Genomic DNA, 13,488 nt, shown 5'->3' with positions numbered 1-13,488 from the left:
CCAGTCTTACAGGTAGGTTGCCCACGTGTTACTCACCCGTCCGCCGCTCGTTCCACAAACTTCACCCCGAAGGGATCCGTCTGCTTCCCGCGCTCGACTTGCATGTATTAGGCACGCCGCCAGCGTTCGTCCTGAGCCAAGATCAAACTCTCCATAAAAGTTAGTTTGAATATGATTGACACCAATCAATCATCTATTGTCTTAGCTTTAAAAATTGAAATCAGGGTTTAAAAGTTTAACTTTTAACCTGTTTTCTTGACATACTGGTTGTTTTGTTCAGTTTTCAAGGAGCAAATTTCATTTCCGTCGCTCAAAATGGCGACTTTTTAAATATACCATCTTTCAAAGATAATGTCAATAATATAATTGATTAATTTTTAAAAGATGTTTGCGTTGCCGAATACTTTTAAATGAGCAACGTTATTTAATTTACCACGATTTCTTTTCTTAATCAAGGTTAAATTTTAATGAGTTTTGCCAGCGAAATTCGTTATGAATTTTTGCGACAGAATTAACTTTACCATGGCTATTATTTAAAGTCAATAATTATCTTAAGGCAATGAATCGTGCGTAGTATCAACAATAGAAGAGCTACAGTTCTAAGAAACTGAACCATAGCCCTGTATACCAATTTTTAATTAGAGAATTACTAGATTCATCATTTCCATCACTAATCATTAATACGATACTCCCGTTGATATACTCCTGCACCTTTTGTTTGAATTCTTTCCGCAATAAGAATTCCTTTCTCGGTTAAATAACTAAGCATCGCAGTTAAGTCTAATTGATACGGTGAAACTTTCCCGTTCTGTTTTAGTTCACCATGAGACCAACCATCCTCTTTAGTTTCCATAATACATAATAAATGTTTTGCAGATACTTCTGCTCTCGTACTAATAACAAAGTCAGAAGCGATTATCATGAGTTGCAGTCGTTTAGAAATAGCTTCATCACTTTGTATTAATTCGTCATATAATTTATACACTTCAGGATCTATTTGTCTTACTTGATTCCACAATGTTACTTCTGGATGATACCCCTTTTCAATTACTGCTAGTCTTGCTAAATAATGTAGTGAATGTACCATTCTGCTATAAGCATCTTTATATTGTTCTGATGCATAGAGATCCTTAACTTCACTGTAACTTTTAACTAACTTACCAAATTCCATCGCCTTGCGTAAGTCTCTTTTTTCATGTGGAAAGTTTCTCAGTTGATCTTTTAACTGCGAAAGGTATTCATTCCGATCAAAGATAACTTTTCCATCAATTATCCATTCAACTGCCTTCCGATATCCACTCGTATCAATCCATTCCATTAACAACTTTTCTGTCACTGTGTGCATTGCTGCAATTTTACCATCAAATTCGTAATGCTTTTCCTGCCACTCGCTTTCAGATTCGTCAACTATAATCAGTAATATAACATCAAAATTATCTGTAATCGGACTGTTTGGTTTTGTTTTTTCTATTATAACGATTCCTAATGTACTAGCATTCCCAGCTCGTTCTTGAAATATCGGTCTCAATAAATCTTCCATGTCACAAATCCTCCATTTACTTGGCAGCTAAAGAAGTATAAATACTTTCTTACTGCATAAGTGCATCTAAGGCTTTCACCATTAAAGCTTGGTGATAAGCCAAGTTTTCTAAACTACTATAATATATTTCGTTATAATTTTGTGAAATCCTTTTTTTAAAATCAAAAAAAACATGAAAATATGCTATACTACCCATGTAACATATAAGGAGGACAAACATGGCGCAACAATTAGTCTATTCAAGTAAAATTAATAAAATCCGATCTTTTGCTCTAATTCAGATATTCATCGGATTTGCATTCATGTACGGAGGAATCTTAACGAAGAAAATTGAATGGTTAATGGTAACATTCTTTATAATAGGTGTATTATTTGTGATTTTCAGCTGTGTTGTTTATTTCTGGATTGGTTTGTTATCAACTAAGGCTGTTCCAATCATTTGTCCAAACTGCGAAAATCCAACAAAGATGCTTGGCCGTGTAGATGCTTGTATGCACTGTAAAGAACCGTTAACACTTGATAAGGATTTGGAAGGTAAAGAGTTCGATGAAAAGTACAATACAAGAAAATATCGAAAAGAAGCAAAAGCTAATACGAAGAATAATGAATAAATCCGTCACTATGGCGGATTTTTTTAACAGTTAAGAAATACTTTCTGCTAAATTTGTAATAATACAGGCACATCCTGAAGTAGTCCGTACAGAATACGGGCTTAAACTTTTGGCGAAATTTGATAAAGAAAGTGGGCGATAGCTTATGTGCAGATTAACGTTTGATTTTACTGATCATAATGGAAAGAAAAACCCAATACTTTTCAAGGACCCACTGGAAATTATCGATGCTACATGCATTGAGGAAGTAAAACCAGCACTGAAAAAAATCCAGGAAGCTATTGATTCTGGTTTCTATGCAGCAGGATATTTATCTTATGAAGCTGCACCAGCCTTTGATAACGCCTATCAGGTTAATTCAGATTCAAAAATGCCGTTGCTATGGTTCGGGATTTTTCAGGATGCAATTCATGAAATAGAAAGCAAAAAAGCTTCCTATAATGTTAGTGAATGGAAACCAACTGTAGGTATAGAAGAATATAATTCCAATATTGATAGAATAAAAAATCATATTAAATTAGGCGAGACATATCAAGTGAATTATACAATTCGTATGGAATCTGAATTTGAAGGGGATGCTACCGCTTTTTACAATCACTTAGCCAGTGCACAAACTTCAGATTACAGTGCGTATATGGATATTGGTGATTTCTCCATTTTATCCGCTTCTCCAGAGTTATTTTTTAAAATACGAAATGGAAAAATTACAACAAAGCCAATGAAGGGTACAATCGGGCGAGGAAAATCATACAGTGAAGATCTCAAAAACGCTGAATGGCTTCACCAATCAGAAAAGAACCGGGCTGAAAACGTAATGATTGTTGACTTATTACGCAATGATCTGGGTATGATTGCGAAACCGGGTTCTGTGAAGGTACCAAGACTATATTCAATAGAGAAATATCCCACTGTTTATCAAATGACCTCAACAGTAACTGCAGAAATTAAGGATGGCACAAAAATACTCGATATATTTAACGCATTATTCCCATGCGGATCTATAACTGGCGCCCCAAAAGTAAGTACAATGAAGATTATATCTACTTTAGAACCTTCACCACGTGAGGTTTATTGCGGAACTATGGGTTATATCACCCCTAACCAGGAAGCGATTTTTAACGTGCCAATTCGGACAGTCATAATTGATAACCGCGATGGCAGTGCTCAATACGGCGTAGGCGGCGGAATTACTTGGGACTCCACAAAACAAGGTGAATATGAAGAAATTCTACAAAAAACAAAATTGTTAACGATGGACAAATGTGATTTTCAACTTCTCGAAACGCTAGGATTAATCGATGGAAAGTATATCGTTTTAGATTACCACTTAGAACGATTAGAAAATTCAGCTGCCTACTATAACTTTCAGATTGATTTAGCACAGGTAAGGAAGAGATTGATTAAATTTGCAGAATCACTTCCTAAAGATGAATATCGCGTACGTTTACTCGTATCAGCAGATGGAGAAATCTCTATAGAAAGCAATGTTGCTACTGTCCTTGATAAGCCTGTATATGTAAAATTGGCACCTAATCCCATCAACAAACAGAATGAGTTTTTGTATCATAAAACAACTAACCGTACAGTATATGAAAGGTTCGACAAGACTGGTGTATTTGATGTTTTGCTATGGAACGAGGAACGTGAAATAACGGAATTCACCATTGGTAATGTTGTAATCGAATTGAATGACAAGCTATATACACCACCTGTTGATTGTGGATTATTAGCTGGAACGTATCGGAAATACTTATTAGAAGAAGGCATTATAATGGAACGAAAGATATTATTGGAAGAGATTCATTTATGTTCGAAGGTTTGGCTTATAAATAGTGTGCGAAAATGGGTGGAGGTCAGATTTGAATAATATAAATAAACCCAGTTGCCCTCATCAGGCATCTGGATTTTTTATTTTTAATTAATGCTTTTGTGTTTGTAATTGTTGGCAGTCTTCACATTTACCATATATTTCCATTCGATGATGACTAACATCAAAACCTGTTACCTGCTCAGCCAACGATTCCACTTCATCCAAAGTTGGATAATGGAAATCAACTATCCTGCCACATGCGTCACAAATAATATGGTAGTGTTCCGTTGTATTGCAGTCAAAGCGGCTTGAGGAATCTCCATAAGTAAGTTCACGAACAAGTCCAATCTCACGCAATACACGTAAGTTATTGTAGACTGTAGCAACACTCATGTTTGGGAACTTTCCTTCTAAAGCCTTATAAATATCATCAGCTGTCGGGTGAATAGTCGAGTTAAGAAGATAGTCAAGAACGGCATGACGTTGTGGTGTAATCCGAACGCCAGAGTCTTTCAACGTATTAATGGCTTCATTTAATTTATTTTCAGACACCGTCATGCACCTCACTTTCGATTGTATGGTCGAAACTAATAATATTCTTATATTATAATCTTTATAATTAGTTTACCTGCTCGTGCAGTATTCTGTCAATATAAGTATATTGGAACTTTAAAGTTATTATAACCTGAAAAGAAAAAACGAACGATTCCAATATTTGAAAAGCGCTCGCTTTTATATAAATTAGATGTCTGCATTTAATGGTATTTCTTTACCCTTCAAGCTTTGATTAACATACCTGGCGGCGACAAATAAAAAGTCAGATAATCGGTTTAAGTACGATACAACAAGTGGATTAACAGCTTCATCGCCCATTCCAACTGCTGTACGCTCCGCCCTTCTTGCCACAGTTCTTGCCGTGTGTAATGCACTTGATGCACTATGTCCCGACGGTAGAATAAAGTTTCGTAAGGGCTCAAGGGTTTTATCCCATTCATCAATTTGATCCTCAAGCTCCTGAATATGCTCTTTTTTCAGTTTCCAGGTAACTTCCTTATCCTTAGGCGTTGCAAGCTCCGCCCCAACATGAAATAAAATCGTTTGAATGCGGTGCATTTTTTCCAAAAACGCGTCCTTTTCCGACCAATCTTCTTTATCAAGAAAACTTAATGCCAACCCAATCATCGAGTTTGCCTCATCACATGTCCCGTAGGCTTCGACGCGTAAATCATCCTTCGGCACACGTTGTCCGTAAATTAACGATGTTGTTCCCTTATCGCCTGATCTAGTATAGATTCGCATATTAATACCCCCTGGTTAGATCAATTTTATTAACATAATCATTGCGATTTTCCAGATATGTTTGAAGATTTGTTTCAAAAATATCCAATGCACGAGTCTGGTAATGTGGTGAAATACCTGATAGATGCGGGGTTACCGTAACATTATCTTCCTCCCAAAGAGGATGATTTTCTGGAAGTGGTTCCGTTTCAAAAACATCCAATACTGCATGAGCTATTTCCTCTTCCTGTATTGCTTTTAATATATCATCTCCACGAACCGCATCTCCACGTCCCATGTTTAGGAACACTGCATGATTAGGCATCATTTGAAAGTGTTCAAACGTAAAAAAGTCCTTCGTCTCAGATGTGCTGGGCAAAACAGACACAACAAAGTCTGCTTCCTGCAACACTTCTTCCATTGATTCATTTGTAAAATTATAATCAAAATACTCTACTGGACTGCCACTTCTGGAAATGCCGTATGTTTTCATTTGAAACGCTTTCGCAAGTCGTGCTACTTCTTGTCCAATAGCACCTGTTCCAGCAATTAGCAACGTTTTCCCGGTGATTTCATTCATTCGAACTGATCTGTCCCATTTATTTTCTGCTTCATTTTGTATTAGCTGTTTTCCCTGACGATATACTTGAAGCAGCGAAAAAATAGCGTACTCAGCCATTGGTTGCTTATGTATTCCTCTGGCGTTTGTAACAAGAATACCTTTTTCATGAATTGCTTTGAATGGCATTTCGTCCATTCCAGCAGAAATTACCATAATCCATTTCAATTGTGTTGCCTGGCTGATTAAATTCGTTGTAAGATCTTCACCATATGTTAGTAAAATTTCTGCTTTGTCTAAGTGCTCTTTAGCCTCATCCATATTCTTACAAAAAATGAACACTTCATCTGGATATTTTTCGTTAAGTTTTGTTTTATGTTTGTCTGATAGTTTTGCTGAAGATAAAATCACCCAGTCCAATACCTCCTATGTCTCTGTCTACTTCTATAGTAACCGTTTTCTTTTAAAATTTCCATTGATGAAAATATGTTTAATAGTACGGTATTTAATAATCATATCAAATTTAAGCGAACAATTCTTAATATAAAAAAGATCGTCCCTAATTTTCTGATCATGATTTTGATTCGTATTGCCATTTACTTGAGCAAATCCGGTAATCCCAGGTTTCACTTGTAACCGTTGTGCCTGATATTCATTATAGTATTCGACAATCTCTATAATTTCCGGACTTGGCCCTACAAGACTCATGTCTCCTTTAAGCACATTATATAGCAGTGGAAGCCGATCAAGGCGATATTTTTTAAGCCATCTTCCAGTGTGTGTCACATTTTGATAAGGATCGCGGTTAAAATTAAACTGATCCGGAACCCCATTGTTCCATGATTTCGGAAATGGATGCGGTGGTAATGATCGAATTACCTTTGATGGATTTGTGAGCGTACGGAACTTTCTAATTAAAAAAGGGCGATTATCTTTTCCCATACGAACTTGTCGAAAAAGTATCGGCCCCCCATCTTTTTTTAATATCCGATAAAATATTATCAATAGCCATGGCCACAATATAAGTATCAGTATGAAACTTCCTATTATATCAACAACTCGCTTTACTATAAAAAACATATTGATATCTATATATGACGCAGGTTTAGATCGAACATTTTGACGAATTTCCATGCAACACACCCCGCTTTTATTGTATTCACTACATTTTATTCTGGTAAATGGGCTTGTATTACTATAGATACGAAAATGTAATATTAGAAAACCTGACTTTATGCAGTAAGTAAGAATTTATACGTATTTACTGCTAAAAAGAAGGCAGCCCATTTGAGATGAACTGCCCCCGCATAATTATTTATTTTCACGAATAAACTCCAACGCTTTTTCAACATGACCTTCAACTTTTACTTTACGGTATTCCTGCTGAAGATTGCCTTCTTTATCAATGATGAACGTAGACCGTTCGATACCATAATATTCTTTTCCAAAGTTTTTCTTCAGCTTCCAAACATCATAGTCTTCAGCTACCTTATGATCTTCATCTGCCAATAATAAAAATGGAAGATCATGCTTATCAATAAATTTCTGGTGTCGTTCAACTGGATCAGGACTAACTCCTATAATAACTGCATCAAGTTCGCTAAAGCTCTCTTGTGCATCACGGAAATCGCATGCTTCTGTTGTGCATCCTGGCGTCATATCTTTCGGGTAAAAATAAAGCACAACATGTTTTCCTTTAAAGTCGGATAAGCTAACTTCTTTTCCGTCCTGACTTGGTAATGAGAAATCTGGCGCTTGTTTGCCTATTTCTACACTCATTGTTATATCCCTCCATAAATTTTACGATTATCTTCACTATAGCATATCAGTCTACTCGTCTCTATTTTCTTGATTCGACTGTACAAGACGAAGTACGAAAGCAGTTGGAAGGATATAACCGATTATCGCCTGAACTAAGGCTATGAAACGTCCTACTCCAATTGGTGTAATATCACCATACCCAATTGTTAGCAATGTCACCCCACTAAAGTAAAGCGAATGACTGATAGAACCAATTACACTTACCTTCCTCAGCTCCCCATTCTCGACTAATAAAATATTGTTAATGGATAAAATAAAATAGATTAGACCAAAACCAAGAATAACAATAAGATAAATCACTAATAACGTGTAAAAAATTTCAGCAGAAAAACGGCTCTCACGCATCTGTATATTTACTCGCAATCTTCCTCCACGTATAAAATCGACAAGACTAGCCAGCAGTATAATACATATACCTATTATAATAATCCATAGAAATAAGCCCATAAGATCCCCCGCTCTACGATATACATATGCTTATCCACCTGTTCATTTGTCATTTATTTTTCGAGATTAATAAGATAGGATATAAATAGTTCCATAAAGGGGGTTCTCCCATAGAAAGTGGATTTCCATCCATAATACAGCAAAGCTAAAGAAAGCAATGTAATCTAGGAGGCATTTTAATGGATTTCACAAAATCAAAAGAACTACACGAGGAAGCACTTGAACATATTGTCGGCGGTGTAAACTCACCTTCACGTGCCTATAAAGGTGTTGGTGGTGGCACACCGATTTATATGGAACATGCTAAAGGTGCACACTTCTGGGATGTTGACGATAACAGCTACATCGACTATTTAGCGGCATATGGTCCAATTATCACGGGACATGCCCACCCACATATTGCAGAAGCAATAACACATGCTGCAACAAATGGTGTGCTTTACGGTACGCCTACGAGACTTGAAAATAAATTTGCAAAAATGCTTAAATCCGCTATTCCATCATTAGAAAAAGTGCGTTTTGTTAATTCAGGTACTGAAGCTGTAATGACTACAGTCCGTGTCGCCCGTGCATATACAAACAGGAATAAAGTTATCAAATTTTCAGGCTGCTACCATGGTCATTTTGACTCTGTATTGGTCGAAGCTGGTTCAGGACCAGCTACATTAGGAACGCCTGACTCAGCGGGTATCCCCAAGGCTGTAGCTGAGGATATCATTACAGTTCCATTTAATGATCTCGATGCATTCAAAGAAGCAATAGATCACTGGGGTGACCAAATTGCTGCAGTATTAGTCGAACCGATTGTTGGTAACTTTGGAATCGTAGAACCGCATGCCGACTTCTTGCAGGCCGTTAATGACATGACACATGATGCAGGTGCATTAGTAATTTACGATGAAGTAATTACAGCATTTCGTTTCACATACGGAAGCGCGCAGCAGGTTTATGGAATTGAACCTGACATGACTGCAATGGGGAAAATTATCGGCGGTGGATTGCCAATCGGTGCATATGGTGGCCGTCAGGATATAATGGAACAAGTGGCGCCGCTTGGACCAGCATACCAAGCCGGGACAATGGCCGGTAATCCTGCATCGATGGCAGCAGGAATCGCTTGCCTGGAAATATTGCAGGAAGTTGGTGTGTATGAAAAATTGGATCAATTAGGAGCTAGATTGGAAACTGGAATATTGCAAAAGGCTTCTGAAGTAAATATCCCCATCTCTGTAAACAGATTATGTGGTGCATTAACCGTCTATTTCGGTGATGGTGTAATCACAAATTATGCTCAAGCTGAAGCAAGTGACGGCGAGGCATTTGCTCAATTCTTTAAATTGATGCTTGACCAGGGTATTAATTTAGCACCATCTAAATTCGAAGCATGGTTCATAACTACAGAACATACTGAGGAAGATATCGACAAAACAATTGAAGCTGTTGGACATGCATTTCGTGTAATGGCTGACAAGTAAATCAATACTAATACACTCTCCATTGGAGGGTGTATTTTTAATTTACTCTTTTTGGTAAGGTAAGTAATTTAATGCCTCAGTAGATATAAGTTGTGACAAAATATATACCTATCCGGAAATATACTACGCTTTCCTTGGTCAACGCTTCATCTTTCTCGGAAGTAAAACCAGTTGCGTGGTCTCAGAGCCACACTACATACTACGAATTGGTTACACTTAATCTGTGTCGCAATAAATAGAGATAGCATCAGACTATACTAAAAGAGCCTTTACCTAACTAACACTTTAAAATAAAGTCTTCTTTTTACTAGAATCGAAACTCACAAAGAAAAAGTGGCGTCAATTGAAAAATTTTTTTCAGATGCCACTTTTTGCAGCTAGCGTTCGATAGTAGTTATAGATAATAGAAAAGCGGTTCTTTCACTATTATAAAAAAGTGACCTTTTCGAACTTATCCGGACACAGATGCCTTTATTTTAAATTTATCATGGTTAATATATGATATTTGTGTCAAATAAGGTCTCTGGTGTCCGCAAAATCTCCAATTTATTCAACATTATTTGTATGAAAAACACATCTCTAATTCGTTTACAACATTTTCATGATAGATGGTGGCTGCGCATTCAGCAGTCATGGTAGTTTCTTAACTTAATAGAGATTAGGCATTCGTTAAGAAGTTCTTATGAAAGTATATTTTGCTATCTTAGAACCCCTTATACTCATAAGTGCATGCCTTTGGGCGAATTGACTTCATTGCACTTATGCATTAGAAACTGCGAACCCAAAGTGGCTATTTACCAAAAAACCCCTCCACAATCAAATGTGAAGGAGCTTTCTCGAAATTACGTGCCTATAGATTCATGATCATCCAGGTTTTGAACCTGATACAATTTATAATAATTTCCTTTTCGCTTCATTAATTCAGCGTGGGACCCACTCTCCTGAATTTCACCGTTTTCAATGACGACAATTCGGTCAGCGTGGGTAATTGTTGCTAATCTGTGTGCCACAATAAATGTCGTACGATCAGATGCCAGCTTTTCGACGGCTTCCTGAATGGTGTGTTCACTTTCTAAATCAAGCGCGGAGGTCGCTTCGTCAAAAATTAGGATAGGCGGGTTCTTTAAAAATACACGTGCAATTGCAATGCGTTGTTTTTGCCCGCCAGAAAGTTTAACACCTCGTTCGCCAACAAGTGTATCATATCCATGAACTAATCCTTCAATAAAGTCATGAGCGTTCGCAGCCTTTGCTGCAGCAATAACCTCTTCATCTGTGGCATCAGGGTTTCCCATCCGAATATTCATTGATATAGATTCACTAAACAATGTATTATCTTGTAAAACCATTCCGATGTTATCACGTAATGACCTTGCCTTAACATCTCTGATATCATTACCATCAACTTTTATCGATCCTTTTGTTACATCATAAAACCGTGGAATAAGGCTAATGAGGGTTGATTTACCTCCTCCACTCATCCCTACAAACGCTATCGTCTCACCTTGTTGAACATTTAGAGAAACATTGCGTAATACTTCCTCTTCCTCTTCTTCATACTGGAATGAGACATTTTCGATATCAATTTTTCCATCAACACGACCAAGTTGCTTCGCATTTTCCTTATCGACAATATCATATTTTTCGTTCATTAACTCGAAAACACGGTCAATAGATGCAATTGACTGCGTTAGAACAGTTGAGGAACTAACAAGTCGGCGTAGTGGGCTATATACTCTTTCCATATATCCAACAAACGCAACCATTGTTCCCATTGTCAGACTGCCGCTAATAACCTGATAACCGGCGAATGCAATTACTAATAATGGTGCAAGATCAGTAATTGTATTCATTACCGCAAATGTCTTCGCATTCCAGTCTGTATGATTCAATGCTTTTTGTAAGAAATTATCATTCCGTGAATCAAATTGATCTTGCTCATATTCTTCCAAGGCAAAACTCCGTGTAACTGGAATACCTTGTACGCGCTCATGCAGATGGCCCTGGACTTCTGCAAGCGACTGCGAACGATCCCGTGTTAGACGCCTGAGTTTTCCATAAAAGTACTTAACGGAAAACCCGTATAATGGGAATAACATAATCGATACAAGTGTTAACCATACGTTCATTGTTAACATAATTATAATTGCAATTAAAATAGTAATCATATCTAGCCAAATATTCATTAACCCAGTTATCACGAAGGTTTTTGTTTGTTCGACATCATGTATTACCCGGGAAATAATTTCCCCGGTTTTTGTCTTAGAATAGAACCGAAGACTTAGCTTTTGAATGTGGTCAAACAGCTTATCCCTTACGTCATAAAGGATTGTGTTCCCTATCCATTGAGCCAAATATTGTCGAATGTATTCAATGGGGGGACGTAAAACAAGAAATATTACAAAAGCTCCACCCATTAACCAGAAAAGATCATTGAGTTTCGCAGCATCTGTCATATCTTCTGCATTAATAATATCATCAATAACATATTTTAAAATTAATGGCATTAACAACGGAATACCGAATTTAACGATACCTATGAGCACCGTCCAAAGTATTTTCCATTTATATGGTTTAACAAACTGTAAATATTCTTTAGTACTACTCATATACTTCGCTTCCTTATTTGATTAAGACTTTAATTGAAATGCGTTGTAACAAAGGCTTTTTTACACACTTCCTGCATTATAAGACTTTACTGATACGAATTCAATTAATCGGTTTATCACCTATATGTCAGATACCGTTCATACCACTGATCGATAAAGTCAGGTGAAAAAGGACCTTTGCGTTGTCTAACCCAGTGCAGTAAATATTCAATGTTATTATGCAAAATGCGATCTAGAACAGCGGGGTAATTCATCTGCTGCTTATGCTCTTCATATTCATCTTCATCGAGCAAATCATATGTCATATCAGGGTACACTTTTATATCTAAATCATAATCAATATACTTTAATGCCTCATCATCATATACAAATGGAGAACTAATATTACAATAATAGTGTATCCCATCATTACGCAGCATGCCTATAATGTTAAACCAATATTTTGAATGGAAATATGTAATAGCTGGTTCACGTGTGATCCAAGTTCTGCCATCACTCTCTTTTACCATTGTTTTATCATTTGCGCCAATTACAATTAATTCTGTTCCTTTCAAAACAAGACTGTTTTCCCATACACGATGTAGTTGTCCGTTATGTTTATAGCTTTGTATCTCCATTGTTGACCCTGCTTTTGGACAAGACATTCTATCTCTCCTTCTAATCACATCTCTTTATCCTTATATTATAAGGCCAAGAAAAGTATAGATAAAGCAAAGTCTTTTATAAGACTTGGCATTCGTTACAGCGATTCTTATGAAAGCATATTTTGCTTTCTAAGAACCCCTTTTACTTTGGAATGTATTCTTAATGGCAAGCGCCTTATTTGTACTATTTCAGAAAAATGTATTTAATGAAAAAAGAGCTTCCTGAGGCAGGAAGCTCTTTTGTGTCTAAAAATCGGGGATTGGTACGTTATTTTTTCTTTTGCTTAGATTGTTGGTTCTGCTTTCTAACTTCTTGAGCATTTGTTTCAGATGCAAATTCAGTACCGTACTGACCTTGCCCTTGTGCCGCTTTTTGATTTTGCTGTTTTACTTTTTGAACGTTTGTTCCAGCAGCTGATTTGTTAGGTTGTTGTTTCTTAGCCATCAGTATCACCTCCGCAATAATTAATTTCTCCATTTTAAAAATTGTTATCCATAATAACCGTAGTTAAAATTAACTTCAATTGGAATTAAATACCAATATCGAATAAAGGATGTATTTCTACATATAATAAGTAGTACAAGTATTCGTTAACGGAGGTTTTACAAATCGATACACCAAGAGATTTCGCCGAATTATCAATGATAAGCAAAAGACAGTGGAATAATAATGAATTGGATTATTTTCAGCATG

Annotated in this window: 13 protein-coding genes and 1 rRNA gene; 3 read left to right on the top strand and 11 right to left on the bottom strand. The window is 36.6% G+C overall.

The window, feature by feature from the left end:
• Both BMY13_RS18875 and BMY13_RS18870 read right to left on the bottom strand, forming a co-directional pair.
• Positions 1 to 158 (bottom strand): 16S ribosomal RNA (locus BMY13_RS18875); the annotation flags it as partial.
• Positions 159 to 670: 512 nt separating this feature from the next.
• The gene (locus BMY13_RS18870) at positions 671 to 1,540 is read right to left on the bottom strand and encodes a nucleotidyltransferase-like protein (protein WP_092494254.1); all 870 of its coding nucleotides are present in this window, start codon (positions 1,538 to 1,540) and stop codon (positions 671 to 673) included.
• Positions 1,541 to 1,758: 218 nt separating this feature from the next.
• Between BMY13_RS18870 and BMY13_RS18865 the strand changes: the two genes are divergently transcribed.
• Together BMY13_RS18865 and pabB are read left to right on the top strand one after the other, a co-directional pair.
• Positions 1,759 to 2,151 (top strand): YgzB family protein, encoded by a 393-nt coding sequence (locus BMY13_RS18865; RefSeq protein ID WP_092494255.1) that lies wholly within the window; start codon positions 1,759 to 1,761, stop codon positions 2,149 to 2,151.
• 145 nt (positions 2,152 to 2,296) lie between these two features.
• On the top strand, positions 2,297 to 4,018 hold the full coding sequence (pabB, locus tag BMY13_RS18860; RefSeq protein ID WP_092506474.1) for an aminodeoxychorismate synthase component I: 1,722 nt from the start codon (positions 2,297 to 2,299) through the stop codon (positions 4,016 to 4,018).
• A 51-nt stretch (positions 4,019 to 4,069) separates the two neighbouring features.
• Here the strand turns inward: pabB and perR are convergent, their stop codons facing one another.
• The 6 genes from perR to BMY13_RS18830 form a co-directional block, all read right to left on the bottom strand.
• A complete protein-coding gene (perR, locus tag BMY13_RS18855) occupies positions 4,070 to 4,519 on the bottom strand; it encodes a peroxide-responsive transcriptional repressor PerR (RefSeq protein ID WP_092494257.1) in 450 nt (149 codons plus the stop codon).
• A gap of 183 nt (positions 4,520 to 4,702) precedes the next feature.
• On the bottom strand, positions 4,703 to 5,260 hold the full coding sequence (locus BMY13_RS18850; RefSeq protein ID WP_092506472.1) for a cob(I)yrinic acid a,c-diamide adenosyltransferase: 558 nt from the start codon (positions 5,258 to 5,260) through the stop codon (positions 4,703 to 4,705).
• A 1-nt stretch (position 5,261) separates the two neighbouring features.
• Positions 5,262 to 6,209 (bottom strand): D-2-hydroxyacid dehydrogenase, encoded by a 948-nt coding sequence (locus BMY13_RS18845; RefSeq protein ID WP_245736159.1) that lies wholly within the window; start codon positions 6,207 to 6,209, stop codon positions 5,262 to 5,264.
• Between the two features lie 33 nt (positions 6,210 to 6,242).
• Positions 6,243 to 6,932, bottom strand: coding sequence for a sugar transferase (locus tag BMY13_RS18840; protein WP_092506470.1), 690 nt, complete (start codon positions 6,930 to 6,932; stop codon positions 6,243 to 6,245).
• A 177-nt stretch (positions 6,933 to 7,109) separates the two neighbouring features.
• Complete coding sequence (bcp, locus tag BMY13_RS18835; RefSeq protein ID WP_092506468.1) at positions 7,110 to 7,577, bottom strand: thioredoxin-dependent thiol peroxidase; 468 nt, start codon at positions 7,575 to 7,577, stop codon at positions 7,110 to 7,112.
• 51 nt (positions 7,578 to 7,628) lie between these two features.
• On the bottom strand, positions 7,629 to 8,066 hold the full coding sequence (locus BMY13_RS18830; RefSeq protein WP_092494261.1) for a potassium channel family protein: 438 nt from the start codon (positions 8,064 to 8,066) through the stop codon (positions 7,629 to 7,631).
• A 179-nt stretch (positions 8,067 to 8,245) separates the two neighbouring features.
• On the opposite strand from BMY13_RS18830, the gene BMY13_RS18825 reads away from it, so the two are divergent.
• Complete coding sequence (locus BMY13_RS18825) at positions 8,246 to 9,541, top strand: glutamate-1-semialdehyde 2,1-aminomutase (RefSeq protein WP_092506466.1); 1,296 nt, start codon at positions 8,246 to 8,248, stop codon at positions 9,539 to 9,541.
• 842 nt (positions 9,542 to 10,383) lie between these two features.
• Here BMY13_RS18825 and BMY13_RS18820 read toward each other — a convergent pair.
• From BMY13_RS18820 to BMY13_RS18810, 3 genes are all read right to left on the bottom strand, one after another.
• Positions 10,384 to 12,150, bottom strand: a complete 1,767-nt coding sequence (locus tag BMY13_RS18820; RefSeq protein WP_092494263.1) for an ABC transporter ATP-binding protein — start codon at positions 12,148 to 12,150, stop codon at positions 10,384 to 10,386.
• A gap of 116 nt (positions 12,151 to 12,266) precedes the next feature.
• Positions 12,267 to 12,794, bottom strand: a complete 528-nt coding sequence (gene ntdP / locus BMY13_RS18815) for a nucleoside tri-diphosphate phosphatase (RefSeq protein ID WP_092494264.1) — start codon at positions 12,792 to 12,794, stop codon at positions 12,267 to 12,269.
• A 268-nt stretch (positions 12,795 to 13,062) separates the two neighbouring features.
• Positions 13,063 to 13,239, bottom strand: a complete 177-nt coding sequence (locus BMY13_RS18810; RefSeq protein WP_092494265.1) for a gamma-type small acid-soluble spore protein — start codon at positions 13,237 to 13,239, stop codon at positions 13,063 to 13,065.
• Positions 13,240 to 13,488 lie beyond the last annotated feature (249 nt).

The organism is Virgibacillus subterraneus (assembly GCF_900110695.1).
Taxonomy (GTDB): Bacteria; Bacillota; Bacilli; order Bacillales; family Amphibacillaceae; genus Lentibacillus; species Lentibacillus subterraneus.
This window is presented reverse-complemented; position numbering and strand designations above follow the sequence as displayed.

What these genes read in the sequence shown, in the direction of transcription:
- bcp (WP_092506468.1), bottom strand. Translation starts at nt 7,577, where the DNA reads ATGAGTGTAGAAATAGGCAAACAAGCGCCAGATTTCTCATTACCAAGT.
- BMY13_RS18840 (WP_092506470.1), bottom strand. Translation starts at nt 6,932, where the DNA reads ATGGAAATTCGTCAAAATGTTCGATCTAAACCTGCGTCATATATAGAT.
- BMY13_RS18850 (WP_092506472.1), bottom strand. Translation starts at nt 5,260, where the DNA reads ATGCGAATCTATACTAGATCAGGCGATAAGGGAACAACATCGTTAATT.
- BMY13_RS18870 (WP_092494254.1), bottom strand. Translation starts at nt 1,540, where the DNA reads ATGGAAGATTTATTGAGACCGATATTTCAAGAACGAGCTGGGAATGCT.
- BMY13_RS18865 (WP_092494255.1), top strand. Translation starts at nt 1,759, where the DNA reads ATGGCGCAACAATTAGTCTATTCAAGTAAAATTAATAAAATCCGATCT.
- BMY13_RS18820 (WP_092494263.1), bottom strand. Translation starts at nt 12,150, where the DNA reads ATGAGTAGTACTAAAGAATATTTACAGTTTGTTAAACCATATAAATGG.
- ntdP (WP_092494264.1), bottom strand. Translation starts at nt 12,794, where the DNA reads ATGTCTTGTCCAAAAGCAGGGTCAACAATGGAGATACAAAGCTATAAA.
- BMY13_RS18830 (WP_092494261.1), bottom strand. Translation starts at nt 8,066, where the DNA reads ATGGGCTTATTTCTATGGATTATTATAATAGGTATATGTATTATACTG.
- perR (WP_092494257.1), bottom strand. Translation starts at nt 4,519, where the DNA reads ATGACGGTGTCTGAAAATAAATTAAATGAAGCCATTAATACGTTGAAA.
- BMY13_RS18810 (WP_092494265.1), bottom strand. Translation starts at nt 13,239, where the DNA reads ATGGCTAAGAAACAACAACCTAACAAATCAGCTGCTGGAACAAACGTT.
- pabB (WP_092506474.1), top strand. Translation starts at nt 2,297, where the DNA reads ATGTGCAGATTAACGTTTGATTTTACTGATCATAATGGAAAGAAAAAC.
- BMY13_RS18825 (WP_092506466.1), top strand. Translation starts at nt 8,246, where the DNA reads ATGGATTTCACAAAATCAAAAGAACTACACGAGGAAGCACTTGAACAT.